Origin of the sequence: Janthinobacterium sp. 67, from assembly GCF_002797895.1 — a bacterium.
In the GTDB taxonomy this organism is placed as follows: Bacteria; Pseudomonadota; Gammaproteobacteria; order Burkholderiales; family Burkholderiaceae_D; genus Janthinobacterium.
This window is the reverse complement of record NZ_PGES01000001.1, coordinates 3374416-3400775: the sequence shown is the minus strand read 5'-3', so window position 1 is coordinate 3400775 and position 26360 is coordinate 3374416. Positions and strand designations below refer to the sequence as shown.

24 protein-coding genes are annotated in these 26360 nt (G+C 63.5%); 21 read left to right on the top strand and 3 right to left on the bottom strand.

Features of this window, described 5'->3' with window-relative positions:
• Window positions 1-13 precede the first annotated feature (13 nt).
• From pmbA to CLU90_RS15235, 3 genes are all read left to right on the top strand, one after another.
• Window positions 14-1366, top strand: coding sequence for a metalloprotease PmbA (pmbA, locus tag CLU90_RS15245; RefSeq protein WP_100428308.1), 1353 nt, complete (start codon window positions 14-16; stop codon window positions 1364-1366).
• A 243-nt stretch (window positions 1367-1609) separates the two neighbouring features.
• Entirely contained in the window at window positions 1610-4021 is a 2412-nt protein-coding gene (locus CLU90_RS15240) for a TonB-dependent receptor plug domain-containing protein (protein WP_198511219.1), read from the top strand.
• A gap of 15 nt (window positions 4022-4036) precedes the next feature.
• Complete coding sequence (locus tag CLU90_RS15235) at window positions 4037-5326, top strand: aminotransferase class V-fold PLP-dependent enzyme (RefSeq protein ID WP_100429470.1); 1290 nt, start codon at window positions 4037-4039, stop codon at window positions 5324-5326.
• Window positions 5327-5350: 24 nt separating this feature from the next.
• Here CLU90_RS15235 and CLU90_RS15230 read toward each other — a convergent pair whose 3' ends face one another.
• Both CLU90_RS15230 and CLU90_RS15225 read right to left on the bottom strand, forming a co-directional pair.
• On the bottom strand, window positions 5351-6451 hold the full coding sequence (locus CLU90_RS15230) for a cytochrome-c peroxidase (protein WP_232731210.1): 1101 nt from the start codon (window positions 6449-6451) through the stop codon (window positions 5351-5353).
• 294 nt (window positions 6452-6745) lie between these two features.
• Window positions 6746-7870, bottom strand: a complete 1125-nt coding sequence (locus CLU90_RS15225; protein WP_100428306.1) for a M14 family metallopeptidase — start codon at window positions 7868-7870, stop codon at window positions 6746-6748.
• A gap of 140 nt (window positions 7871-8010) precedes the next feature.
• On the opposite strand from CLU90_RS15225, the gene CLU90_RS15220 reads away from it, so the two are divergent.
• Entirely contained in the window at window positions 8011-8265 is a 255-nt protein-coding gene (locus CLU90_RS15220; RefSeq protein ID WP_092711673.1) for a hypothetical protein, read from the top strand.
• Window positions 8266-8375: 110 nt separating this feature from the next.
• Here the strand turns inward: CLU90_RS15220 and paaX are convergent, their stop codons facing one another.
• Window positions 8376-9305 (bottom strand): phenylacetic acid degradation operon negative regulatory protein PaaX, encoded by a 930-nt coding sequence (gene paaX / locus CLU90_RS15215; RefSeq protein WP_092711671.1) that lies wholly within the window; start codon window positions 9303-9305, stop codon window positions 8376-8378.
• 266 nt (window positions 9306-9571) lie between these two features.
• Between paaX and paaA the strand changes: the two genes are divergently transcribed.
• The 17 genes from paaA to paaZ all read left to right on the top strand — a co-directional run bounded on the left by paaA (window position 9572) and on the right by paaZ (window position 26320).
• Window positions 9572-10561, top strand: a complete 990-nt coding sequence (gene paaA, locus CLU90_RS15210) for a 1,2-phenylacetyl-CoA epoxidase subunit PaaA (protein ID WP_100428305.1) — start codon at window positions 9572-9574, stop codon at window positions 10559-10561.
• 27 nt (window positions 10562-10588) lie between these two features.
• A complete protein-coding gene (paaB, locus tag CLU90_RS15205) occupies window positions 10589-10873 on the top strand; it encodes a 1,2-phenylacetyl-CoA epoxidase subunit PaaB (protein WP_034746356.1) in 285 nt (94 codons plus the stop codon).
• A gap of 14 nt (window positions 10874-10887) precedes the next feature.
• Window positions 10888-11640 carry a 1,2-phenylacetyl-CoA epoxidase subunit PaaC gene (gene paaC, locus CLU90_RS15200; protein WP_100428304.1) on the top strand — a complete coding sequence of 251 codons (753 nt, stop codon included), beginning with the start codon at window positions 10888-10890 and terminating at the stop codon, window positions 11638-11640.
• Complete coding sequence (paaD, locus tag CLU90_RS15195) at window positions 11640-12185, top strand: 1,2-phenylacetyl-CoA epoxidase subunit PaaD (RefSeq protein WP_100428303.1); 546 nt, start codon at window positions 11640-11642, stop codon at window positions 12183-12185. The genes paaC and paaD overlap by 1 nt, the downstream gene beginning before the upstream one ends.
• 40 nt (window positions 12186-12225) lie before the next feature.
• Entirely contained in the window at window positions 12226-13305 is a 1080-nt protein-coding gene (paaE, locus tag CLU90_RS15190) for a 1,2-phenylacetyl-CoA epoxidase subunit PaaE (protein WP_092711665.1), read from the top strand.
• 90 nt (window positions 13306-13395) lie between these two features.
• Window positions 13396-14187: a 2-(1,2-epoxy-1,2-dihydrophenyl)acetyl-CoA isomerase PaaG gene (gene paaG, locus CLU90_RS15185; RefSeq protein ID WP_100428302.1), complete on the top strand. Its 792-nt coding sequence runs from the start codon at window positions 13396-13398 to the stop codon at window positions 14185-14187.
• 1 nt (window position 14188) lies between these two features.
• Window positions 14189-15757 carry a 3-hydroxyacyl-CoA dehydrogenase PaaH gene (gene paaH, locus CLU90_RS15180; RefSeq protein ID WP_100428301.1) on the top strand — a complete coding sequence of 523 codons (1569 nt, stop codon included), beginning with the start codon at window positions 14189-14191 and terminating at the stop codon, window positions 15755-15757.
• A gap of 22 nt (window positions 15758-15779) precedes the next feature.
• Entirely contained in the window at window positions 15780-16205 is a 426-nt protein-coding gene (gene paaI / locus CLU90_RS15175; RefSeq protein ID WP_419177867.1) for a hydroxyphenylacetyl-CoA thioesterase PaaI, read from the top strand.
• Between the two features lie 67 nt (window positions 16206-16272).
• The gene (gene paaK / locus CLU90_RS15170; protein ID WP_092711657.1) at window positions 16273-17601 is read left to right on the top strand and encodes a phenylacetate--CoA ligase PaaK; all 1329 of its coding nucleotides are present in this window, start codon (window positions 16273-16275) and stop codon (window positions 17599-17601) included.
• A gap of 22 nt (window positions 17602-17623) precedes the next feature.
• The gene (gene pcaF / locus CLU90_RS15165; protein WP_092711655.1) at window positions 17624-18829 is read left to right on the top strand and encodes a 3-oxoadipyl-CoA thiolase; all 1206 of its coding nucleotides are present in this window, start codon (window positions 17624-17626) and stop codon (window positions 18827-18829) included.
• Window positions 18830-18911: 82 nt separating this feature from the next.
• The gene (locus tag CLU90_RS15160; RefSeq protein ID WP_092711653.1) at window positions 18912-20063 is read left to right on the top strand and encodes an ABC transporter substrate-binding protein; all 1152 of its coding nucleotides are present in this window, start codon (window positions 18912-18914) and stop codon (window positions 20061-20063) included.
• Between the two features lie 84 nt (window positions 20064-20147).
• Window positions 20148-21026 (top strand): branched-chain amino acid ABC transporter permease, encoded by an 879-nt coding sequence (locus CLU90_RS15155; protein ID WP_046684305.1) that lies wholly within the window; start codon window positions 20148-20150, stop codon window positions 21024-21026.
• Complete coding sequence (locus CLU90_RS15150; RefSeq protein WP_100428300.1) at window positions 21023-22006, top strand: branched-chain amino acid ABC transporter permease; 984 nt, start codon at window positions 21023-21025, stop codon at window positions 22004-22006. Before CLU90_RS15155 ends, CLU90_RS15150 begins: the two co-directional genes overlap by 4 nt.
• 1 nt (window position 22007) lies before the next feature.
• Window positions 22008-22763 (top strand): ABC transporter ATP-binding protein, encoded by a 756-nt coding sequence (locus CLU90_RS15145; protein WP_092711648.1) that lies wholly within the window; start codon window positions 22008-22010, stop codon window positions 22761-22763.
• Window positions 22763-23494, top strand: coding sequence for an ABC transporter ATP-binding protein (locus CLU90_RS15140; protein ID WP_092711646.1), 732 nt, complete (start codon window positions 22763-22765; stop codon window positions 23492-23494). Before CLU90_RS15145 ends, CLU90_RS15140 begins: the two co-directional genes overlap by 1 nt.
• Window positions 23495-23571: 77 nt before the next feature.
• Window positions 23572-24186, top strand: coding sequence for a phenylacetic acid degradation protein PaaY (paaY, locus tag CLU90_RS15135; protein WP_046684302.1), 615 nt, complete (start codon window positions 23572-23574; stop codon window positions 24184-24186).
• Between the two features lie 82 nt (window positions 24187-24268).
• Window positions 24269-26320 carry a phenylacetic acid degradation bifunctional protein PaaZ gene (gene paaZ / locus CLU90_RS15130; protein WP_092711642.1) on the top strand — a complete coding sequence of 684 codons (2052 nt, stop codon included), beginning with the start codon at window positions 24269-24271 and terminating at the stop codon, window positions 26318-26320.
• Window positions 26321-26360: the final 40 nt, after the last annotated feature.

Below are 26360 nucleotides of genomic sequence, written 5' to 3'. Positions count from 1 at the left end.
AAGAAAACAGCGCATGAACGACTCCGTATTTACCCATAGTCAAGAGCAATTGCAGCAACTGGCCCGTGATGTGTTGTCTTTTGCGCGGGAAGCGGGCGGCACCGACGCTGCCGTCGAAGTCAGCGAAGGCGGTGGCCTGTCCGTTTCTGTACGAAAAGGCAAGATCGAGACGATCGAGCAAAACAAGGACAAGGGCATGGGCGTGACCGTGTTTGTCGGCAAGAAGCGCGGCAATGCCAGCACCTCCGACTTTTCGCCGTCCGCCCTGCGCGCCACGGTGGACGCCGCCTACAACATCGCCCGTTTCACGGCCGAGGACGATTGCGCGGGCCTGGCCGACGCCGACATGCTGGAAATGTCCCCCCGCGACTTGCAACTGTTCTATCCCTGGCTCATTTCCACCGAGGAAGCCGTCGCGCTGGCCCAGCGGGCCGAAGCGGCCGCGTTCGCCGTCGATTCGCGCATCACCAACAGCGAGGGCGCCAGCGTGCACGTGCAGCAATCGCATTTCGTTTCCGCCAACTCGCGCGGCTTCATCGGCGGCTACCCGTTCTCGCGCCACACCCTGTCCGTGGCGCCCATCGCCGGCAAGGGCGCGAAGATGCAGCGCGACGACTGGTATTCGTCCGTGCGCGACGCCGCCAAAATGGCTAGCCCGGAAGCCATCGGCCGGTACGCCGCCGAGCGCGCCCTGTCGCGCCTGAACGCGCGCAAGCTGGGCACGCGCACTTGCCCCGTGCTGTTCGAGGCGCCGCTGGCGGCCGGTTTGCTCGGTACCTATGTGCAAGCGACCTCGGGCGGCGCCCTGTACCGCAAGTCCACGTTCCTGAACGATTCCCTGGGCACGCAAGTGCTGCCCTCGCACGTGCAGATCTTCGAAGACCCGCACGTGATCGGCGGCGTCGGTTCGGCGCCGTTCGATGAAGAGGGCGTGAAAACCGTCAGCCGCGACGTCGTCAAGGATGGCGTGGTGCAAGGCTATTTCCTGTCGACTTACACGGCCCGCAAGCTGGGCATGCAGACGACGGGCAACGCGGGCGGCTCGCACAATCTGTACCTGACCTCGAAGCTGACGGCCGCCAGCGATGATTTTGTCGCCATGCTGAAAAAGCTGGGCACGGGCTTGCTGGTGACGGAACTGATGGGACAAGGAACGAACTACGTGACGGGCGACTATTCGCGCGGCGCATCCGGTTTCTGGGTGGAAAACGGCGTCATTCAATACCCGGTGGAAGAAATCACCATCGCCGGCAACATGAAGGACATGCTGCGCAACATCGTGGCCGTGGGCGCCGACGCCTTGCGCCGCGGCACCAAAGAGACGGGTTCCATCCTCATCGAAAGCATGGTGGTGGCGGGCGGTTGACGTCGTTATTTGCTTCACTCAAGGCGCCGCTGGCGCCTTTTTTCATGGGCGTGTGGTTTTTTTCAGTAGTGATCAGCTCGTCATACGGATGAAATATTGCCTTCGTATGATGTCGCCATCGAACGTTATTGGCGAAATTTAAATGCTTTTAATGTAAGTAAGCCGAACTTCGTGATATTTCATGCAAGATGCTGTCTTGCGGCATCGCGTCGTTGTTGATCCAACCTGCCAACTGACTCTCCCATGACCTACTCCCGTACCCGCATCGCCCGCGCGGTGGCCCTGATGTGTGCCATGACCGCCGTGTTCACCAATCAGGCCCAGGCCCATGGCGCCGCGCCCGCTGCCCCCGTTAGCGCCAGCGACGCCAGCGATGCCCCGCCAGCCGTGATCGTCACGGGCACGCGCGGCAGCAACCGCACGCAATTCGACACCATGGCGCCCGTGGATGTGTTCAACCGCGAAGACATCGGCGCCGTCGAGTCGTCGGACTTGAACGACGTGCTGGCGCAACTGGTGCCGTCGTACGTGGTGCAGCGCTTGCCGATGGCTGACGGACAAGTCTTCGTGCGCCCCGCAACCTTGCGCGGCCTGTCGCCGGACCAGACCCTGGTGCTGGTCAACGGCAAGCGCTTCCACCGCAGTGCTCTGCTCGGTGCCCGCGGCGCGCAGGCGCCCGACCTGGCGCAGATTCCCGTCTCCGCCATCAAGCGCATCGAAGTGCTGCGCGACGGTGCCTCGGCCCAGTACGGTTCCGACGCGATCGCCGGCGTGATCAACATCATTCTCGACGATACGCCCGGCACGGAGCTCTCCGTGCACCACTCGCAGTATTCGGAAGGGGACGGCAAGGGCAATGAGATCAACCTGAAGACGGGTTTCACCTTTGGCGAGACGGGCAAGGCAACGCTGTTCGGCGCCCTGGCCAAGTCCGACCCTACTTCGCGCACGCGCCAGCGGGCCGATGCGATCGCTTTCCAGAACGCTCATCCGGAACTGAAGGTGCCCAATCCCGTGCAGCGCTGGGGCCAGCCTGAACTCGACAGCAAGCGCCTGGGATTCAATGCCAGCATGGCCTTGTCCGACACGACGGAACTGTACGGCTTCGGCCTGTTCAGCCACAGCGATGGCACCTCCGACTTTAACTGGCGTAATCCGGACACCAGCACGGGCGCGTATAAAACCAGCACCCTGTTCCCAGGCTGGGACTTGCGCAGCATCTACCCGCTCGGCTTCAGCCCCAGCTATTCGAACGAGCAGGATGACATGCAGGTGGTGGCCGGCGTGCGCGGCCATTTCAACGACCGCTTCGGCTGGGACGTGAGCGCCTCCTGGGGCCGTAACCGCATCGACTACAATCTGGCCAATTCCATCAATGCCTCGATGGGCCCCGGCAGCCCGACGGCGTTCTACCTGGGCCAGTTGTCGCAGACGGAAAAGATACTCAACGCCAACTTCAACTATGAATTGCCCGTGGCATCCTTGCCGCAACCGGTCAACATCGCCTTCGGTGCCGAGGCGCGCAATGAAAGCTATGGCGTGAAGGCGGGTGATACGGCGTCGTGGACGGTGGGGCCAGGCGCGGCCATCGGTCTCGACGCGAACGCGAACGGCGCCCCCGGTTTCAGCGACCGCCAGGCGGGCAGCTGGGGCCAGGATAGCTATGCGGCCTATCTGGACGTGGAAGTGCCCGTCACGAAGGCCCTGAGCCTGGGCGGCGCGGCCCGCTATGAGCATTTCTCGGAATTTGGCAGTACCGTCAACGGCAAGCTGTCGGCCCGTTATGCCTTGAGCGACAACATGGCCTTGCGCGGCTCCTACTCGACGGGTTTCCGCGCGCCAACGCCTGGCCAGTCGAACACCAACAGCACGAACCAGGGCCTCGACACCAAGACCCTGCTGTTGTTTACCAGCGGCCGCCTGGCCAACAACGATCCGCTGGCCATGCTGCTCGGTGCGCAGGCGCTGAAGCCGGAAAAATCGAAGAACCTGTCGCTGGGTTTTACCTGGAAGACGCCGGCCGGTTTCTCCGGTTCCGTCGACGTGTATGACATCAAGGTCAGTGACCGCTTCAGCACTTCCGCCGCGTTTGCCGTGCCGGCCGGCGTGGCCAATCCGCTTCGCTACACGTCCGTCAGCTATTTCACGAATGATTTCGACACCACCACGCGCGGCATCGATATCGTCGGCAGCCACCTGAGCCGCGTCGGCGACGGCAAGCTGAACCTGACCCTGGCCTACAACTACAACACGACGAAAGTCGACGGCGGCAAGTCCAGCCTGGTGACAAACCCGGCCCAGCGCCAGGTCTTCGAAGAACGTTTGCCCCGCCAGAAAGCCACCATCAGCGGCAACTATGACCTCGGCAGCTGGAATACGCTGGCCCGCGTGCGCTACTACGGCGCGTGGACGGACAATTCCGGCAATGCCACGGGCGATATCTTCCAGCGTTTTGGCGCCATGCAATTTCTTGACCTGGCCGTCGGCTACAAGATCAGCGACAAGCAATCGATACGCGCTGGCGTCGACAATGTGCTGGACAAATATCCTGACGAGGCAACCTTCCAGGCCAGCCGCGGTCTGATCTATTCGCGCAACGCGCCGTACGACACGGATGGCCGCAACCTGTACGTCGAGTACAAACTGAAATTCTGAGGGGCCATGTTGAACATGAATCCACAACGCCGCGCCTTGCTGCGCGCGGGATCGCTGGCGGCGGCGCTGCCCTTCACTGCGGGCGCCGCGCTGGCGCTACCTTTGCCGGCGGTGCCGGTGGGCGCCACGCCGGACGTGCTGGCCACCAACCAGGCTTACTGGCAGGCGGTGGCCGCACAATACGACCATCCCGCGGACGTGATACAGCTCGACAATGCCTTCTGGGGCTCCATGGCCAGGCCCGTGCTGGAACATTACGAGCAGCAACTGGCGATGGTCAACCGCGACAACGCCTGGTATGCGCGCATGCGCTTTCCTGCCGACTTCGAGGCGGCGCGGGCGGCGGCGGCCAGGGCGCTGGGCGTGGCGACCGATGAAATCGTGCTGACGCGGGGCGCCACGGAAGCGCTGCAAGTGCTGATCGCCGGCTATAACCGCTTGCAGCCCGGCGATACGGTGCTGTACGCGGACATCGATTACGACAATATGATCACCGTCACGCGCTGGCTGCAGCAGCGGCGCGACGCCAACGTCGTCAGCATCGCCATGCCGGAGCCATTTACGCATGACAACGTGATCGCCGCCTATGCCGACGCCATGGCGCGTCATCCAAAGCTGAAGCTGATGCTGCTCACGCACGTGAACCACCGCAACGGCATGGTCTTGCCCGTGGCCGAGATCAGCCGCCTGGCGCGCGAACGGGGCATCGACGTCATCGTCGATACGGCGCACGGCTTTGGCCAGCTGGACATGACGATCCCCGACTTGCAGGCGGATTTTGCAGGCATCAACCTGCATAAATGGATAGGCGCGCCCGTGGGCGTGGGCGCCGCCTACATCAAGCGGGGCAGGGTGGCCGATATCGACCCCTGGCTTGGTGAAAAGGCGGGCGACGATATCCGTTCGCGCGTGCACACGGGCACGGTCAATTTCGCCGCCTACCTGAGCTTGCCGAAGGCGCTGGAATTGCACGCGCAGATCGGCGTGGCCAACAAGCAGGCCCGGCTGCGGCTGCTGCGCAACCGCTGGGTGGAAGCGGCACGCGCCATCGATGGCATCGAAGTGCTGGCATCGAGCGACCCGCGCCTGACGAGCGCCATCGCGTCGTTCCGCTTGACAGGCAAGAGCAGCGTGGCCGACAGTTATGCCTTGTCGAAACAGCTGGTGCAGCAGCACGGCATCTTTGCCGTGCCGCGCGACGGCCTCGCGTCGGGCGCGTGCGTGCGCGTGACGCCAGGCATCTTTACGCCGGAGTCGCACCTGGACAAGCTGGTCGATGCCCTGCGCAAGGTGGCTCGCACCTGATGGATGCGGAGGCGCCCTCCGCCGTCATTGCTGTACCTGATAGCCATCCGTCAGGGTGGCCAGGAATTTCACCATATCCTCGATCTCGCCCGCCGTCAGCGCGGGCGCCATGCCGCGCCTGCGGTCGAACGGGGCCTCGGTGGTGTTCACGCTGGCACGGTACCGGGCCGGCACGTCGTTGAATTTCTGCACTTTTCCCCGTTTGTCGCGCGGATACCATTCTTGCGGATGCGTATCGCGCCGCACATAAAAACGCAGGGCATCCGTCAGGTTATCGAACACGCCGTTGTGAAAAAACACCTGCCGCGTGGCGACATTGCGCAGGCTGGGCACCTTGAAGGCGCCGCATAACTCGCCTTTTGTCGCCAGGTCCGTGCGGTCGGGGCCGCACAAGCCCAGGTCGAAATAGGCAGGATCGGCGGTGGCGGGAATGCGCGTATTGCGCGGCACGCCCAGATTGTCGAAACTGAAATCTGTGAACAAGGGCGGCGTGCCATGGTCGCCCCGCACGCTGGGGTGGCACGCGGCGCAATTGCCCTTGCGTTCATCGTTGAACAGGGCCAGGCCCCGCAATTCGGCCAGTTCCAGCGGAACCTTGTTGGCCAGGTAGAGGTCATATTTGGAATCGTAGCGGTGGAAGTCCGGCTCTTCCTGCTGGAATTGCTGCAAGGCATAGGTGATGCGGCTGAATGCCTGTTGTGGCTGCGCAAAGATGGCCTCGCCAAAGACGCGCTGGAATGCTTGCGCGTAACTGCCCTTGCGCAGCCGTTCCACCACCGCATCCGTGCTGGCATTGGCCATTTCGTGCGCTGCCAGGAACGGCCGCTCCGCCTGTTCTGCCAGGCTGGCGGCGCGGCCGTCGCGGTTGATGCCGCCGTTGGGCGCGCCTTCCTCATCAAAGCGGAAAGGGGGCGTGTGTTCCAGGTAGCGCAGCGATGGCGTGGCGCGGTAGCCGGGCGCCTGGCCATCGGCGCCTCCCAGTTGCACGGCCAGCTTGTTGCCGGGCGCGTAAGCGTGGGCCGGGTCGTGACAGCTGGCGCAGGACTGCTTGCCCGAGGCGGACAGGCTGGCATCGTGGAAAATTTGCCGTCCCAGCTGCGCGGCCGGGCTGAGTTCGGCCGCCATGCCTGGCATGCCAGACAAGCTGGCAAACAAAAATATGCACACGTGTGCAAACTTGCTCCTGAAAAAGCGCGCCGTGGCGCATGGCTGGTCTCGAGTGATCATGGGCAGGATGAGTTGTCGGCAAGAAGGGGGACAGAAGTGCTGGGGCCAGTATAGGCAGCAATGGGCGGCGTGGCAACGATTTACGATGTTGCGCTGCGCAAGAAAGTGGCAGGCAAATAGCCGACGGCAGGGGAGCCGCCGGCCTGGACTGGCCCGCCACCGCATGCGTGGCGGGCCGGCATCATGCGTGGATCAGGCGCGCAAGGTCGACAGGATAGGCTGCAGCACGGCCGCGCCCAGGGCAGCGCTGCGGGCGCCGCTCCAGCCCGTTTGCGGGTCGGGATCGTTGGCATTGTCCTTGAACGGCAATTCCAGGGTCAGCGACAGGCAGCCGAAGGCGTGCGTGATGTGGGGCGAACCCATGGTCAGCACTTCCGGCGTGAACGGGCCGTCTTCGTAGCCGTGCTCATCCTGGAAGTCGGGGCTGGCCACCTTGAAGTCGGCGATGAAGCGGTCTTGCTCGGCTTTTTGCGCCGGCGTGAAATTTTCCAGCGCATCGCTGCCGGCCACGAAGACGTAAGGCAAGCCTTCGTCGCCATGCACGTCGAGGAACAGGTCGCAGCCGATTTCATGCATTTTCTGTTTCACCAGGAATACTTCCGGGCTGCGTTCCATCGTCGGCGTCATCCATTCGCGGTTCAGGTTGGCGCCGGCCGCGTTGGTGCGCAGGTTGCCATGCACGGAACCGTCCGGGTTCATGTTCGGCACCACGTAGAAGACGGCGTCTTGCAGGCACTGGCGGGCAAACGGGTTGGCCTGGTCCAGCAAGGCTTCGAGCATGCCTTCGACAAACCATTCAGCCATCGTCTCGCCCGGGTGCTGGCGCGCGATGACCCAGACTTTTTTCTCCGCATCGGCGTCGCCGACGACCAGCAAATTCATGTCGCGGCCTTCGACGGTGCTGCCCAGGTCGACCAGGCGCACCAGCGGCGACGCTTGCGCGCTGTCGATCAGGGCCAGGTGGCGGTCCCATGGGTACGGTTCGAAGTAGGCGTAGTACACGCTTTCTTCTTCGGGCGTATGTTCGATGGTCATCACCGTGCCGTCAAAGCTGGTGGGCACGCGGAACCAGGTTTCGCGGTCGTAGCTGGCCACGGCCTGGTAATCTTTCCAGCCGTCCGGGTAGGCCGACTTGCCTGCGTTCATGAAGCGGATCGTGCATGCCTCGCCTTGCGCGCCTTGTAGGCGGAAGTAAAACCACTGCGTGATGTCGGCGTGGGAATCCTTGCGGATGTTCAGCTCGATGGAGTGGGCATCGTCGGCGCGCAGCACCTCGATCGCGCCGGCGTCGAATTGCTGGCTGATTTTAATGGTCATGTGTGTTCCTGATAAAAACGTATGGGTTTTGCATCGTGTGCAATGGCGCGATGATACCCGTTTTAGGCGCGCCTTTGTGCTGGCGCAAACGACGACGGACGTGCTTTGCTAACGTGGAAGTTCCAACACGGGAGAGCATCATGAACGACAACGGCAAGCACATACACGAGCTGGAAAAGAAAGTCAGCGCCCTCAGCGACGCCCTGGCGCACCTGGGCAAGGGCACGACCTTGCAGGAATTGCTGCGCATCCTGCGCTTTCCCGGCTATACGACGCCGGCCGAATACACCTTCAACGTCGCCATCCTCGACACCATGCTGGTGCAGGCCAATGCGCTGGAAAAGCTGGGGCAGGATTTGTTGGCAGGGGCCAAGCAAGTGGCGGTAAAGCAGTGAGCAGGTAGTGACTTATTCCTGAACGCCTGAAAAATGTTCAGGGCAAGGCGCAGGGCCGCAGGCAGTACGAATGTACGCCTAGGCCCTGCAACGCCGCCATGGACGTTTTCTCAGGTGTTCAGTCCGCCAAAACGTTCAAAAAACCACGGCTCGACGTCCGGGGCATGCTCATCCTCGCGCCGCAGGGTGGCCAGGATATGTTCCTCGGCCGCCGCATACGTGATGCGGTACAGGTCGCGCGCCAGCGCATAGGCTTGCGTGCCGGGCCACGGTTCGGGCAGCAGTTCGACGGGCAGTTGCGGGTCGTGCAACTGCACGCGGCGGTAGGCGTGCGTCAGCAGCGAGCGGATGACGAACGCTTGCTCCGCGTCGAACACGGGTTCCTGCTGGAGCAAGGTCAGCAGGGGCTGGAAGCTGGCGATGAATTTTTCGTAGCCGGCCATCACTTCCGACAAGTCCCAACAGTCGCCCACCATGTCGCGCAGGGGACGCGTGCTGACACCCGGCAACTCTTTTGTGTGGCAAACGTACAGCTTGCCCTGCACCTCGTTGCGCACGAGGATATCTTCCAGCGCCTCCGCATTGCTGGCCGGGTGGCCAAAGATGCCGGGAGAAATCAAGCCGTAGCCGGCCCACAATAATTCCTTGCGCAGCGCCCCCCGCTCGGCCGCGCCGATGCTGCCGGCCGGCCCGATCACAAGGGTCCAGCTGCCATCCCAGTGCACGACCAGCGGCGCATAGATGCGGCGGTAGGCGCGTTCGAAGCGGGCCAGGGCCTCCGGGCGTATCGTATAGGCGCTGCGGCGGCCGTCGCGCTGCGAGCTGAGCCAGCCTTCCTGCGCCAGGCGGAACACGCTGGTGCGCAATAGCCGGTCATTGACGCCAAATGGCGCCAGCAGTTCGATCAGGCTGCCCAGCCAGATGGCGCCGCCGCGCGGCACGATGGCGTCGCCAAAGATGGTCATCACCAGGGACTTCGAGCGCGGTGGGTCGCTTTCCAGGAAATCGGCTATCCATGCCGTGCAGCGGGTGTTCTTCATGTGGTTCCGGTCTGGCCGTGTAGCGGTCGGTTCAATAAAAGCAGCAGTTTACTTGGCTGCGCGGGTAGCGCGGCAATAATTTGCCGGAAGCGCTGGTGGCGCTTCATGGTGTTTTCTCATAAGCAATATCATACGCACAAAAAAGCGGCACAAGATACGAATTTTTAAAATGATTCACATCAAGTGTATGCAAATCGTTTTTTGTATCGTATTATCTGTTCATCGCACCGCGTTGCTGCGCAAATCAAAGACATGGGAGACACATCATGTACGCACAAATGGTTGAAACCGGCCTCAAGAACGTCCGTTCCCTCGACGACATGGACCAGGAAGAGCGCGCTTTCCAGGCGCGCATCGACGAAGGCATCAAGATCGAGGCCAAGGACTGGATGCCGGACGCCTACCGCAAGACCCTGATCCGCCAGATTTCGCAGCACGCGCACTCGGAAATCGTCGGCCAATTGCCCGAAGGTAACTGGGTCACGCGCGCCCCGACCCTGAAACGCAAGTCCATCCTGCTGGCGAAGATCCAGGACGAAGCGGGCCACGGCCTGTACCTGTACAGCGCCGCGGAAACCCTGGGCGTGTCGCGCGACGACTTGCTGGCCGCCTTGCACTCGGGCAAAGCCAAGTATTCGAGCATCTTCAACTATCCCACCCTGTCGTGGGCGGACATGGGCGCCATCGGCTGGCTCGTCGACGGTTCCGCCATCATCAACCAGATTCCCCTGTGCCGCTGCTCGTATGGGCCGTATGCGCGCGCCATGATCCGCGTCTGCAAGGAAGAATCGTTCCATGCGCGCCAGGGCTACGACATCATGATGTCGCTGTGCAAGGGCACGCCCGCGCAGAAAGCCATGGCGCAAGATGCCTTGAACCGCTGGTGGTGGCCGTCCCTGATGATGTTCGGCCCGTCCGATGCCGCCTCCGTCAACAGCGCCCAGTCGGCGCAATGGCGCATCAAGCTGTTCTCGAACGACGAACTGCGCCAGCGCATGGTTGACCAGACCGTGCCGCAGATCGAATACCTGGGCTTGAGCGTGCCCGATCCCGACCTGAAGTTCAATGCGGAAACAGGCCATTATGAATTCGGCGAGATCGACTGGTCCGAGTTCAACAATGTCCTGAAGGGCAATGGCCCGTGCAACCGCGAACGCCTGCAAACGCGCGTCAAAGCGTATGAAGACGGCGCATGGTTCCGCGATGCCTTGGTCGCCTACGCAGACAAGCAAGCCGCTAGCAAAGCGGCAGCCTGAAAAACATCGATAAAAGGGGATAGCAACATGAGCAAAGAATGGCCATTGTGGGAAGTTTTCATCCGCAGCCAGCACGGCCTGGCGCACAAGCATGTGGGCAGCCTGCACGCTTCCGACGCCACCATGGCGGTCAACCATGCGCGCGACGTCTATACGCGCCGCAATGAAGGCGTGAGCATCTGGGTGGTGCGCGCGGCCGATATCGTCGCCAGCAGCCCCGGCGACAAGGGCGCCCTGTTCGAACCGTCGAACAGCAAGGTGTACCGCCATCCCACCTTCTTCCCGATGCCGGAAGAAGTCAAGAACCTGTGATGGGAGCGCCTGTAATGGATGACAAGGTCAATTACCTCTTGCGCCTGGGCGACAACGCCCTGCTCCTCAGCCAGCAGCTGTCGCAGCTGTGCGGCAAGGGTCCGGCACTGGAAGAAGACATGGCGCTGACCAACGTGGCGCTGGACTTGCTGGGCCAGACGCGCTTGTGGTTCAGCTATGCGGCCGAACTGGAAAACGCGGGCCGCGACGAGGACGACATCGCCTTTTTGCGCGACGCCCACGATTTCAAGAACTGCCTGCTGGTCGAACAGCCGAACGGCAATTACGCCGACACCATGATGCGCCAGTTCTTCTTCGACAGCTGGCACTACTTCCAGCTGCTGGAACTGACGAAATCGACGGATGCGCGCATCGTCGAAGTGGCGCAAAAATCGATCAAGGAAGTCACGTATCACTTGCGCCGCAGCGGCGACCTGATCGTGCGCCTCGGCGACGGTACGGCCGACAGCCACGCGAAAACGCAGGCCGCCGCCGACAAGCTGTGGATGTACACGGGCGAGATGTTCACGTACGACGCCGTCGACCAGGCCATGGTTGCCGCCGGCATCGCGCCGCCATCGGACGTGCTGCGCAGGGCTTTCCTCGAACACGTGGCCGAGATCTTCGCCGAAGCCACCTTGACCATGCCGGCGCCCGACGCCTGGATGCAAAAGGGCGGCAAGCAGGGCACGCACACGGAGCACCTGGGCTTTATCCTGGCCGAGATGCAGTTCCTGCAGCGCGCCTATCCCGGGGCGGAGTGGTAATGAGCACGGCCGCTGGCGCCGCGGCGCTGGACGCCGCCCAGGTATGGGCCTGGCTCGGCGACGTGCCGGACCCGGAAATCCCCGTCATTTCGGTGGTGGACCTGGGTATCGTGCGCGCCGTCGAAGTGACCGGCAGCGACGCTTGCGTGGTGACGATCACCCCGACCTATTCGGGTTGCCCGGCGATGCAGGTGATTGCCGATGCCGTCACGGATGCCTTGCGCAGCCACGGCGTGGCCAAGGTCACGCTGGTGAACCAGCTGGCGCCCGCGTGGACGACGGACTGGATGAGCGAAGCGGGCAAGGCCAAGCTGAAAGGCTATGGGATCGCCCCGCCGCAGCAGCAGGTGATCGACATCAGTGGCCTTGGTAGAGGAACAGCAGGTGGCGTCAAGCGTCAGCCCATGCCGAAGCTGGACGTGATCTGCCCGAACTGCGGCTCGACCCATACGCAGCTGACCAGCCAGTTCGGCTCCACGCCGTGCAAGGCCCTGTACAAATGCATGGCTTGCCGCGAACCGTTTGACTACTTCAAGTGCCACTAAAAAAATCAGGCACACGTTCCGAAGAAACTGGAGATGAAGCATGAGTAAATTTTATCCGCTGTGCGTAGCGAACGTGCGCAACGAAACGCGCGACACCATCGCCGTCACGTTCGACGTGCCATTTGAATTGCAGCAGCAGTTCCGCTTCCAGCAGGGCCAGCACCTGACCCTGCGCGCCAATATCAATGCGGAAGACGTGCGCCGCTCGTATTCCATCTGTTCGGCGGTGCAGGACGGCACCCTGCGCGTGGCCATCAAGCGCACGCCGGGCGGCGCTTTCTCCACCTGGGCGAACGATACCCTCAAGGCCGGCGCCACCATCGAGGTGATGCCGCCCATGGGCCATTTCAACGTGCCGCTCGATTGCGTCAACCGCAAGCACTACCTGGCCTTTGCGGCAGGCAGCGGCATCACGCCCATCCTCTCCATCATCAAGACGACCCTGCTGACGGAACCCCTGAGCCGCTTTACCCTGTTCTACGGCAACCGCGCTTCGTCGTCCGTCATCTTCAAGGAAGAATTGACGGACTTGAAGGATGTGTACCTGGAGCGTCTGAACCTCGTCTACGTGATGAGCCGCGAGCAGCAGGACATCGAATTGTTCAACGGCCGCATCACGCAAGAAAAATGCGAACAGTTCCTGCAGCACTGGATCAAGGTCGAAGACTACGACAACGCCTTCATCTGCGGCCCGGAAGACATGATGCTGGGCGTGTCCGCCGCCCTGCAGGCGGCCGGCATGCCCAAGCAGAACATCAAGATCGAACTGTTCGCCGCCAGCATCCCGAAAAATGCCCACAAGCCGCGCGCCCAGTTGGCCGCCGACACTGTGCAGGAAACGGAAGTGACCGTCATCATGGACGGCAACCAGACTACCTTCACGATGGACAAGGACAAGGAATCGATCCTCGACGCGGGCCTGCGCGCCGGGCTGGACATGCGCTACTCGTGCAAGGGTGGCGTATGCTCGACCTGCCGCTGCAAGATCCTCGACGGCAAAGTCGAAATGGACGTCAACTACGCGCTGGAAGACTACGAAGTGGCGCGCGGTTTCGTCCTCAGTTGCCAGAGTTTTCCGCTGACCGACAAGGTGGTCGTCGACTTCGACCAGGCTGAATAACATCAGACCCCAAGCGAAGACTGGGGTCGGACCTTAAGGTCCGACCCCGGCACTTGTCCTTGGGTTGAAAACTAAAAACCGAGACACGCCATGACCTACCAAAACATCCTCTTCACCATCGAGCAGGGCATAGCCACCCTGACCCTGAACCGTCCCGACAAGCTCAATAGTTTTACCCAAGCCATGCACGAGGAAGTGCGCGACGCGATTGCCAAGGTCAATGCGGACAGCACCGTGCGCGTCTTCGTGCTGACGGGCGCGGGCCGCGGTTTTTGCGCGGGCCAGGATTTGTCCGACCGCGCCGTGGAGCCGGGTTCGAAGGGCGTGGACCTGGGCGAATCCGTGGAAAAGAACTATGCGCCGCTGGTGCTGGCCTTGAAGGCATTGCCCATGCCCGTGATCTGCGCCGTCAACGGCGTGGCCGCCGGTGCGGGCGCCAACCTGGCGCTGGCCTGCGACATCGTCATCGCCGGCAAGTCGGCCAGCTTCGTCGAAGTGTTCTGCAAGCTGGGCCTGATCCCGGACACGGGCGGCACCTTCTTCCTGCCACGCTTGATCGGTTCGGCGCGCGCCATGGGCCTGGCCATGCTCGGTGAAAAACTGACTGCGGAAAAAGCGGAAGACTGGGGCCTGATCTGGAAATGCGTGGACGACGCGCAGCTGGCCGAAGAAACGCGCAAGCTGGCCGTGCACTTTTCCACGGCGCCGACCAAGGGTCTGGCCTACACCAAGCAGGCGCTGGCCGCCAGCGGCGCCAATACCCTGCCGCAGCAGCTGGCGCTGGAAGCGCGCATGATGAGAGATCTCGGTAACAGCGACGATTACCGCGAAGGCGTGGCCGCCTTCATGGAAAAGCGCGCACCGCAATTCAAGGGACATTGATATGGCAGCTTTGGACAACAACAGTATCGTCGCCGTCATCGGCAGCGGCGCCATGGGCGCCGGCATCGCGCAGGTGGCCGCCGCCGCCGGTTACCGCGTCAAACTGTACGACACGCGCGCGGAGGCCGTCAGCAAGGCCCTGCTCGATATCGGCAAGATGTACGCGAAGCTGGCCGAAAAGGGCCGCATGACGGCAGATGAAGCGGCGGCGGCCACGGCGCGTCTGCAGGCGGCCGGCAGCCTGGCCGATGTGAGCGATTGCGCCCTGGTGGTGGAAGCCATCGTGGAAAACCTTGACGTCAAGCGCGGCCTGTTCGCCGAACTGGAAGCGCTGGTCGGCGACGACTGCATCCTGGCGACGAACACGTCGTCGATTTCCGTCACGGCGATTGCCGCCAAGCTGCGCCGTCCGGAGCGCCTGGTCGGCATGCATTTCTTTAACCCCGTGCCCCTGATGGCGCTGGTGGAAGTGATCAGTGGCCTGGCCACCAGCGAGCAAGTGGCCGCCACCGTCTACGACACGTCCATCGCCTGGGGCAAGAACCCCGTGCATGCGAAATCGACGCCGGGCTTCATCGTCAACCGTGTCGCCCGTCCGTTTTACGCGGAAGGCTGGCGCCTGTTGAACGAGCAGGCGGGCGATGCCGCCACCATCGATGCCGTGCTGCGCGAAGCGGGCGGTTTCCGCATGGGGCCATTCGAATTGATGGACCTGATCGGCCACGACGTGAATTTCTCCGTCACGCAATCCGTGTTCGGCGCCTATTTCAACGATCCGCGCTTCACGCCTTCCGTGCTGCAGCAGGAAATGGTCAACGCCGGTTTCCTCGGCCGCAAATCGGGCCGTGGCTTCTACCCGTATGGCGAAGGCGCCAGCGCGCCTGTGGCGCAGGCGGAAGGCGCGCAAGCGACCCCGGAATTCGTCGCCCTGTCGGCCGCCATCGGCGGCGATGGCCGTGGCCATAGCGGCATCATCCACAGCCTGGTGCAGCGCCTGGAGCAGGCCGGCATCACCGTCAGCCGCCGCGTGACGCAGGAAGGCCAGGCGCACGACGAAGCGCCGGCCCTGCATTGCCACGGCGCCGCGATTTACCTCACCGATGGCCGCAGCGCCACCCAGCGCGCGCACGACAACCAGCATCCGGACACGGTGCTGTTCGACCTGGCGCTCGATTATGCCGGTGCCAAGCGCATCGCCGTGGTCCGCGCCGACCAGTGCAGCGACGCCGCCTACGCGGCCGTCGTCGGCCTGTTCCAGGCCGCCGGTTTCATCGTCACGCGCCTGGACGACGTGCCTGGCCTGGCCGTCATGCGCACGGTCGCCATGCTGGCCAACGAGGCGGCCGACGCCGTCAACCAGGGCGTGTGCACGGTGGCCGCCGTCGATATCGCCATGCAGAAGGGCGTCAACTATCCGCGCGGACCGCTGGCCTGGGCCGATGCCGTCGGCATCCAGCACATCGTCACCGTATTGCAGCACCTGGCGCAAGGCTATGGCGAAGACCGCTACCGGGTATCGCCGCTGCTGCGCCGCAAACTCGCCAATGGAGATCGCTTTCATGCCGAATGATATGTCAAATAAGGACCGCAACATGACCGCGCAAGCCCTGGCCGAAGCGGCCGCCGCCTCCATGCTGTCGCGCGATAACGCCACCGCCGCCATGGGCATCGCCCTGGCCGACGTGGGGCCCGGCCATGCGCGCATGACCATGACGGTGCGCGCCGACATGCTCAACGGCCACCAGACCTGCCACGGCGGTTTCATCTTCGCCCTGGCCGACAGCGCCTTCGCCTTTGCCTGCAACAGCTACAACATGAACACCGTGGGCGCCGGCTGCACCATCGACTACCTGGCGCCGGGCCGCGAAGGCGACGTGCTGACGGCGCATGCCGTCGAGCAGGCGCTGGCCGGCAAGAGCGGCGTCTATGACGTTAAGGTCAGCAACCAGGAAGGGCGCGCCATTGCGCTCTTCCGCGGCAAGTCGATCCGGGTGGCCGGTGAAGTCATCAGCAATTGAAGTGACAAGAGCAGGTTTGAACTGCCAGTACCGATTGAACAGTTAAAGAATTAAACAGGAGACAATGATGGTCCAACGTACGCCTTCCCCGAATGACCTCGAGCCGATCGAGCGCGCCAGCAAGGATGAACTGCAGGCGCTGCAGCTCGAACGCATGAAATGGACGCTCAAGCACGCGTATGACAACGTGCCCCATTACCGCGCCGCTTTTGACGAAGCGGGCGTGCATCCGGACGACCTCAAATCCCTGTCCGACCTGGCCAAATTCCCGTTCACCGATAAAAAGGTCTTGCGCGACAATTACCCATTCGGCCTGTTCGCCGTGCCGCGCGAGCAAGTGGTGCGTATCCACGCATCGAGCGGCACGACGGGCAAGGCCACGGTGGTCGGCTACACGCAGAACGACATCGACACCTGGGCCAACGTGGTGGCGCGTTCGATCCGCGCCGGCGGCGGCCGCGCGGGCGACATGGTGCATATCTCCTACGGCTATGGCCTGTTCACGGGCGGCCTGGGCGCGCACTACGGCGCCGAGCGTCTGGGCTGCACGGTCATCCCGATGTCCGGCGGGCAGACGGAAAAGCAGGTGCAGCTGATCCAGGATTTCAAGCCGTCTATCATCATGGTCACGCCATCGTACATGCTCAACATCATCGAGGAATTCACGCGCCAGGGCCTGGACCCGGCCGAATCGTCGCTGAAGGTGGGCATCTTCGGCGCCGAGCCGTGGACGGACGCCATGCGTTCGGAAATCGAGGCGCGCGCCGGCATCGACGCCGTCGACATCTACGGCCTGTCCGAAGTGATGGGCCCTGGCGTGGCGTCCGAATGCATCGAAAGCAAGGATGGTCCCGTCATATGGGAAGACCATTTTTACCCGGAGATCATCGATCCGGAAACGGGTGAAGTGCTGCCGGACGGCGAAGAGGGCGAGCTGGTGTTTACCTCCTTGTCGAAAGAGGCGCTGCCCATCATCCGCTACCGCACGCGCGACCTGACGCGCTTGCTGCCGCCGACGTCGCGCTCGATGCGCCGCATCGGCAAGATCACGGGCCGCTCGGACGACATGCTGATCATCCGCGGCGTCAACGTCTTCCCCACGCAGATCGAAGAGCTGATCCTCAAGATGCCGCGCCTGGCGCCGCAATACCAGCTGGTGGTGACGCGCGACGGCCACCTCGACAAACTGGAAGTGATCGCCGAGCTGCGCATCGACCTGAGCGCCACCATTTCGGCCAGCGAGACGGACGCCCTGGCCCGCGAGCTGGAACACCGCATCAAGACGCACGTGGGCGTGAGCACGCGCGTGCGCCTGGTGGCCGCTGCCGGCATCGAACGCACCCTGACGGGCAAGGCCCGCCGCGTGGTCGACCAGCGCCCGAAGATTTTCTCCTGATAGCCCGAACAAGGAAGCAGACATGAACGAAGCCTTTATTTGTGACGCCGTACGTACTCCGTTTGGCCGCTATGGCGGCGCGCTGTCCAGCGTGCGCGCGGACGACCTGGGTGCGCTGCCGATCGCCGCGCTGATCGCCCGCAACCCGTCCGTCGACTGGTCCGCCATCGACGACGTGTTCTACGGCTGCGCCAACCAGGCGGGCGAAGACAACCGCAACGTGGGCCGCATGGCCGCGCTGCTGGCCGGCCTGCCGGTCGACGTGCCGGCCAATACCATCAACCGCCTGTGCGGCTCCAGCCTGGATGCCGTGGGCCTGGCGGCGCGCTCGATCAAGGCGGGCGAGGCGGACCTGATCATCGCCGGCGGCGTGGAAAGCATGACGCGTGCGCCTTTCGTGATGGGCAAGGCCGACAGCGCGTTTTCGCGCGCGGCGAAGATCGAAGACACGACCCTGGGCTGGCGCTTCGTGAACGGCAAGATGAAGGCGCAGTACGGCATCGACACCATGCCGGAAACGGCGGAAAACGTGGCCGTGGAGTTCGGCATCAGCCGCGCCGACCAGGATGCCCTGGCCTTGCGCAGCCAGCAGCGCTGGGCCGCCGCCCACGCGGCCGGCGTGTTCGAGCGCGAAATCGTGCCCATCGCCGTGCCGCAAAAAAAGGGTGATCCGAAGATGGTCACCAGCGACGAACATCCGCGTCCCGATACGTCGATCGAGATGCTGGCAAAGCTCAAGGGCGTGGTCAAGGCGGATGGCAGCGTCACGGCCGGCAATGCCTCGGGCTTGAACGATGGCGCCTGCGCGATCTTGCTGGCGTCCGCCGTCGCCGTCGACAAATACAAGCTGACGCCGCGCGCAAAAGTGCTGGGCATGGCCACGGCCGGCCTGGCGCCGCGCATCATGGGTTTTGGCCCGTCGCCGGCCACGCGCAAGGTGCTGGCGCAGACGGGATTGACCATCGAGCAGATGGACGTGATCGAACTCAATGAGGCGTTTGCCGCCCAGGCGCTGGCCGTCACGCGCGACCTGGGGCTGGCGGACGACGCGGCCCACGTGAACCCGAATGGCGGCGCGATTGCCATCGGCCACCCGCTGGGCGCATCGGGCGCGCGCCTGGTGATGGCCGCGCTGAACCAACTGGAGCGCACGGGAGGGCGCTATGCGCTGTGCACCATGTGCATCGGCGTGGGGCAGGGGATTGCCGTCGTGATTGAACGCGTATAACAAAGTAAAAACAAAAAAGGCGCAGGCTTGTAAAAAAGCGCCGACCATAATTGACCGTAGTGCCAACCTGGTGGAGACCACAATGATTGCCAATATCTTCAAGAAAACCCTGATCGCCGGCGTGCTGGCCATGTCCGCAGCGGGCGCGTATGCGGCCGATAACATCAAGATCGGTTCCGTGCTGTCCGTCACGGGCCCGGCCGCCTTCCTGGGCGACCCGGAACTGAAAACCCTGCAGCTGTACATCGAGAAGATCAACGCGGCCGGCGGCGTCCTGGGACGCAAGCTCGAACTCGTGCATTACGACGATGGCAGCGACGCCGCCAAGGCCAATGGCTTTACCAAGCGCCTGATCGAGTCCGACAAGGTCGACGTGCTGATCGGCGGCACGACCACCGGTGCGACGATGGCGATGGCGCCGCTGGTGGAGCGCGCCAGCATGCCGTTCATCTCGCTGGCAGGCGCCGTGGTGATCATCGACCCGGTCAAGAAATGGGTTTTCAAGACGCCGCATACGGACCGCATGGCGGCCGAGAAGGTGTTCGAGGACATGAAGAAGCGCGGCATCAGCAAGGTGGGCCTGCTGTCGGAAACGAGCGGCTTTGGCGCCTCCGGCCGCAAGGAGTCGCAAATCGTCGCCTCCAAATACGGCATCACCCTGGTGGCCGATGAAACCTACGGCCCGAAAGACACGGACATCACGGCGCAGCTCACGCGCATCAAGAACACGGCAGGCGTGCAAGCCGTCTTCGTCTTCGGCCTGGGCCAGGGCCCGGCCGTGGTGACCAAGAACTATGGCCAGCTGGGCATGGCCGCGCTGCCGCTGTACCAGTCGCATGGCGTGGCGTCGGACGAATATCTGAAACTGTCGGGCAAGGCCGCAGAAGGCGTGCGCCTGCCAACGCCAGCCTTGCTGATCGGCGCCATGCTGCCCGACAGCGACGCGCAGAAGGCCGTCGTTGTCGGCTACGACAAGACGTACAAAGACCGCTACAAGATCGATCCATCGACCTTCGGCGGCTATGCGCTCGACGCCCTGAACCTGTCGGTGGACGCCATCAAGCGCGCCGGCGGCACGGACCGCGAAAAAGTGCGCGCGGCGCTGGAATCGACCAAGGGTTTTGTCGGCACGACCGGCGTGTTCAACATGTCGGCCAAAGACCACATGGGCCTGGACCTGTCGGCGTTCCGCATGGTCGAAGTGAAGAACGGTGAATGGCAATTGTCGAAATGATGTTCGAAACAAGGTAAGCCGGAAGTAGCTGCGCGAGGCCGCCCCCGAGGCGGCCCGCGCATCGCCGAACATATTGGAGACACCATGGAAGTCGCACAATTTCTACAATTTCTGTATTCCGGGATGACGGTCGGTTCCGCCTATGCGCTGGCGGCGCTGGGCTTTACCATCATCTACAACACCAGCGGCGTGATCAACTTCGCCCAGGGCGAATTCATCATGCTGGGCGGGATGCTGGCCGCCGTGATGTCGGCCGCCGGCGTGCCGCTGCCGCTGGCCATCATCCTGGCCGTCATCGCCACCGGCCTCGTCGGCCTGTTGATGGAAAAAACCGTGATCGAGCCGGCGCAAAATGCGCAGGTCATCACCTTGCTGATCATCACCATCGGCGCCTCGCTCGTGCTGCGCGGCCTCGTGCAGATCTGGCTGGGCAAGGATACGCACTCGCTGCCGGCGTTTTCCGGCGACGCGCCGATCGAATTCCTCGGCGCCAGCCTGCTGCCGCAAAGCCTGTGGGTGCTGGGCGTGACCGTCGTCATCGTGCTGGTGCTGGGCTGGTTCTTCGGCCGCACTCTGATGGGCAAGGCCATGCTGGCCACGTCGCACAACAAGCTGGCCGCGCAACTGGTGGGCATCAACACGCGCAAGGTGCTGCTGTTCTCGTTCGGCCTGTCGGCACTTTTGGGCGCGGCGGGCGGCATCCTCGTTGCGCCGATCACCTACACCTCGTATGACGCGGGCATCATGCTGGGCCTGAAAGGCTTTGTCGCCGCCGTATTGGGTGGCCTCGGCGGTGGTGCTGGCGCGATTGCCGGTGGCCTGATCCTCGGCATCGCCGAAGCCATGACGGCCGGTTACATCTCCTCGGCCTACAAGGACGCGGTGCCCTTCGTGCTGATCCTGTTGATCCTGTTCTTCCTGCCGCAAGGCTTGTTTGGCGCCAAAAATTCGGAGCGTGTATGACCAACTTTTTCACACGCTCGCGCCACGGCGGCTTGCTGGTGCTGGCCCTGGTGCTGGCCATCCTGCCCCTGTTCCTTACGAATGCGTTCTACTATGACGTGGCGATCCGCATCGCCCTGAACGCCATCGTCGTCATCGGCCTGAACCTGTTGATGGGCTACACGGGCCAGATCAGCCTCGGTCACGCGGGTTTCTATGGCCTGGGCGCGTATGCGTCGGCCGTGCTGACCACGCATTATGGCTGGCCGCCGCTGGCCGCCCTGGCCGCCGGTGCCGTCGCCACCGGCCTGCTGGCGCTGCTGCTGGCGCGCCCCGTGCTGAAACTCAAGGGCCATACCCTGGCCATGGCGACCCTGGGCCTGGGCATCATCATTTCCATCGTCATCAACAACGAGACGCAGTGGACGGGCGGCCCGGACGGCATCGGCGTGTCCGCCTTCAGCGTCGCCGGCCTGGACATCGCCGGCGAAAAATCGTGGTACCTGGTGTGCGCCGTGTTGCTGTTGCTGGTCACGTGGCTGGCCCTGAACCTGATCGATTCGCCCGTCGGGCGCGCGCTGCAGGCCATCCACGGTTCGGAAGTGGCGGCCCGCGTGGTCGGCGTCGATACGACGCGTTTCAAGGTGCGCGTGTTCGTGCTGTCGGCCGTCATTGCCAGCATCGCGGGCAGCATCAGCGCCCATTACATCGGCTTCATCACGCCCAACCTGGCCGGCTTCTTCCACTCGATCGAGCTGGTGACGATGGTGGTGGTGGGTGGCATGGCGTCGATCTTCGGCTCCATCATCGGCGCGGCCCTGCTGACGATTCTGCCGCAGCTGCTGTCCAGTTTCGAGGGCTGGGAAACGGTGGTCTTCGGCGTGATCCTGATGGCGACCATGATCTTCATGCCCAAGGGCCTGGTGCCGAGCCTGGCCAGCCGTTCGCGCAAGCGGGCAGCCACTCCGAAGGCGCCCGTCAAATCCGCGCAGGAGGTCTGAGATGCTGACGATTAACAAGCTGAGCAAGAGCTTCGGCGGCGTGCACGCGGTGCAGGACGTCAGTTTTACGGTCAAGGAAGGCAATATCCACTCCGTGATCGGGCCGAACGGGGCCGGCAAGACGACCCTGTTCAACCTGATCACCGGTGTCTACACGCCGACCAGGGGCGAAATTCTGCTCAATGGCGAGAACGTGGCCGCCATGTCGCCCGATGCGCTGGCGCGGCGCGGCATGAGCCGCACCTTCCAGAACCTGCAAGTGTGCATGAACATGACGGCCATCGACAATGTGATGGTGGGCGCGCATCTGCGCCTGAACCAGAACCTGTTCGCTTCCATGCTGCGTTTGCCGTCCGTGCGCCGCGCCGATGCCGCCTGCCGTGACGAGGCGGCGGGCCTGATGGAATTTGTCGGCGTGGGCCGGCATATCGATGACGAGGCGGGGCAGATGTCGTATGGCGCATTAAAGCGCCTGGAAATCGCCCGCGCGCTGGCGGCCAAGCCGAAGGTGCTGCTGCTCGATGAACCGGCTGCGGGCTTGAACCACACGGAGACGGGCGAGATCGAAACCCTGATTCGCAAGGTGGCGCAATCGGGCGTGACGGTGGTGCTGGTCGAGCATGACATGAAGCTGGTGATGAATCTGTCGGACCATATCCTGGTGCTCGACTATGGCAAGAAGCTGGCCGAAGGGACCGCCGCCGAAGTGCGCGCCAATCCCGACGTGGTGGCGGCATATCTGGGAGTGGCGGCATGATGAAGATGGAAAAACCTCAGACACCGCTGGTGCTCGACATCCAGGGATTGACCAGTCATTACGGCCGCATCCAGGCCTTGCACGGCATCGACCTGCAGGTGCGCCAGGGCCAGCTGGTGGCGTTGGTGGGCGCGAATGGCGCCGGCAAGACGACCCTGCTGCGGGCGATTTCCGGCGTGCAGCCGATCAGCGCCGGCAGCATCGCTTTCGCCGGCCAGGACGTCAGCCGCATGAGCGCGGACAAGCGCGTGCGCAGCGGCATTTGCCAGGTGCCGGAAGGCCGCCAGGTGTTCGGCCCCATGGCGGTGGAAGATAATCTGCGCCTGGGCGCGTTTACCCGTCCGCCGCAGGACGTGGCCGGTGATATGGAACGCATGTACGGCCTGTTTCCGATCCTGAAGGAAAAGCGCCTGCTGCTGGCCGGGACGCTATCGGGCGGACAGCAGCAGATGCTGGCCATGGCGCGCGCGCTGATGGGGCGCCCGCAACTGCTGCTGCTCGACGAGCCGAGCATGGGCCTGGCGCCGCTCCTGATCGCGGAAATCTTCCGCATCGTGGCCGAACTGCGCGACCAGGGCATCACCATCTTCCTCGTCGAGCAGAACGCGCATGCGGCCCTGTCGATTGCCGACGTGGGTTATGTGATCGAGACGGGCGCCATCACCTTGTCCGGGCCTGGTCCCGAATTGCTGCATAACGAGCAGGTGCAGAGCGCCTACTTGGGTATGTGATGACGTAGGTCGGATTAGCGCTTGCGCGTAATCCGACATCAGCCGCTACGGCTGGCAATAATGTTTTGGAGAGCAATATGGTCAAAGTCTACGAAATCAACGGCGTCACCCCCGTCGTCCACCCCAGCGCCTACGTGCACCCGTCGGCCGTGCTGATCGGCGACGTGATCGTCGGCCCGCGCTGCTATATCGGGCCGCTGGCCTCGATCCGCGGCGATTTCGGCCGATTGATCCTGGAAGAGGGCGCGAACCTGCAGGATACCTGCGTCATGCACGGCTTTCCCGGCTGCGACACGGTGGTCGAAGTCGATGGCCATATCGGCCATGGCGCCGTGCTGCACGGCTGCCGCATCGGCCGCAATGCGCTCGTCGGCATGAACGCGGTGGTGATGGATAACGCCGTCATCGGCGAGGAATCGATCGTCGCGGCCATGAGTTTTGTGAAGGCGGGCATGATCGTCGCACCGCGCAGCATGGTGGTGGGCACGCCCGCCAAGATCATCCGCGCGCTGACCGACGATGAAATCAAATGGAAAAGCTCGGGCACGGGCCAGTACCACGAACTGGCAGTGCGCTCCATGCAGACGATGCGCGAAGTGGAAGCCCTGACGCAAGTCGAGGCGAACCGCCAGCGCCTCAATTTCGAATCCGCCTTGCCGCTGCACCTGCACAAGAACGCCGCCGCGCAATAAGCAATATGGGCGTAGGTCGGATTAGCGGGGCCAAGCCCCGCGTAATCCGACGCCACCGCCAACATCAATTATGGAGAAAAAAATGGCTCAAATATCCACCCTGCAAAGCCTGATCGCCGGCCGCTGGCTGGGCGAAAGTGCCGCCGTGCCCTTGCACAGCGCCTTGAACAACCGCGTCATCTATCACACGCATGCGGAAAAGATCGACTTCGACGAAGCCGTTACGTATGCGCGCAAGACGGGCGTGCCGGGCCTGATGGCGCTCGATTTCCAGCAGCGCGCAGCGCGCCTGAAGGCGCTGGCCCTGTACCTGGTCGAACGCAAGGAAGAGCTGTATGCGATCTCGCATTTGTCGGGCGCCACGCGCGCCGACAGCTGGGTCGATATCGAAGGCGGCACGGGCACCCTGTTCGCCTATGCCAGCATGGGCAGCAACGAGCTGCCGTCGTCGAACGTGCTGCACGAAGGTCCGGCCATCGCGCTTGGTAAAAAAGGCGGTTTCGCCGGCACGCACATCCTGGTGCCGCGCGGCGGCCTGGCAGTTCACATCAACGCCTTCAATTTCCCCATCTGGGGCTTGCTGGAAAAATTCGCGCCCAGCTTCCTGGCGGCCATGCCCTGCATCGCCAAGCCGGCCACGGCGACGAGCTATCTGACGCAGGCCGTCGTGCGCATGATGCATGAATCGGGCTTGCTGCCGGCCGGCAGTTTGCAGCTGGTGATCGGCTCCACGGGCGACTTGCTGGACCGCCTGAATGGCCAGGACTTTGTCACCTTTACGGGATCGGCCGCCACCGCCGCCAAGCTGCGCACGAATCCGAACCTGATCGCCCAGTCCGTGCCCTTCAACGGCGAAGCCGATTCGCTCAACTGCGCCATCCTGGCGCCGGACGTCACGCCAGACGACGTGGAATTCGACCTGTTCGTCAAGGAAGTCGTGCGCGAAATGACGGGCAAGTCGGGGCAGAAGTGCACGGCGATCCGCCGCATCATCGTGCCCGAGCACCTGATGGACGCCGTCGGCATGCGCCTGCGCGAGCGCCTGGCCAAGGTGGTGGTGGGCGATCCATCCATCGAAGGCGTGCGCATGGGCGCGCTGGCCTCGAAAGAGCAGCAGAGCGACGTGGCCGAACGCGTGGCCACCCTGTCGCAGGGGAATGAAGTGGTGTTCGGCGCGGCCGACGGTTTCAATCCGCTCGGTGATGGCGCGCAGGACGGCAGCTTCTTCTCGCCGACCTTGCTGATGTGCCGCGATGCGTTTGGCAACGACGCCGTGCATGACGTGGAAGCGTTTGGCCCCGTCAGCACCATGATGGGCTACCACGATATCGACGAGGCGCTGGCCCTGGCCGCGCGCGGCAAGGGCAGCCTGGTGAGCACCCTGGTGACGCGCGATCCGAAGATCGCCGCGCGCGTGGTGCCGCAAGTGGCGGCCACGCATGGTCGCGTCCACGTGCTCGAGCGCGTCGCTTCCGTCGATTCGACGGGCCATGGCTCGCCCCTGCCGCAACTGAAGCACGGCGGCCCTGGCCGCGCGGGCGGTGGCGAGGAGCTGGGCGGCGTGCGTGCCGTGCGCCACTACCTGCAGCGGGCGGCCGTGCAAGGCTCGCCGACCATGCTGGCGGCGATCACCGGTGAATACGTGCGCGGCGCGGACGTCAACGAAAGCCCGATCCACCCGTTCCGCAAGCACTTCGAGGACTTGAAGACGGGCGACTCGCTGCTCACGCACCGCCGCACCGTCAGCGAAGCGGACATCGTCGCCTTCGGTGGCATCTCGGGCGACTTCTTCTACATGCACTTCGACGAAATCGCGGCGAAAGAGTCGCAGTTCGGCAAGCGCATCGCCCACGGCTACTTCGTGCTGTCGGCCGCCGCCGGCCTGTTCGTCTCGCCCGGCGTCGGTCCCGTGCTGGCCAACTATGGCCTGGACAACCTGCGCTTCGTCGCCCCCGTCGCCATTGGCGACACCATCCGCGCCCGCCTGACGTGCAAGCGCAAGGTCGACCGCAACCGCAAGGACGTGTTTGGCGTGGGCCAGGGCGTGGTCGCGTGGGACGTGCAGGTGACGAACCAGAACGAGGAACTGGTGGCCAGCTACGATATCCTGACCCTGGTGTCGAAGCGCGAGTAAGCATCTGCTGCAGGACCGGTGTGAACGGCGCCGCCCGCGA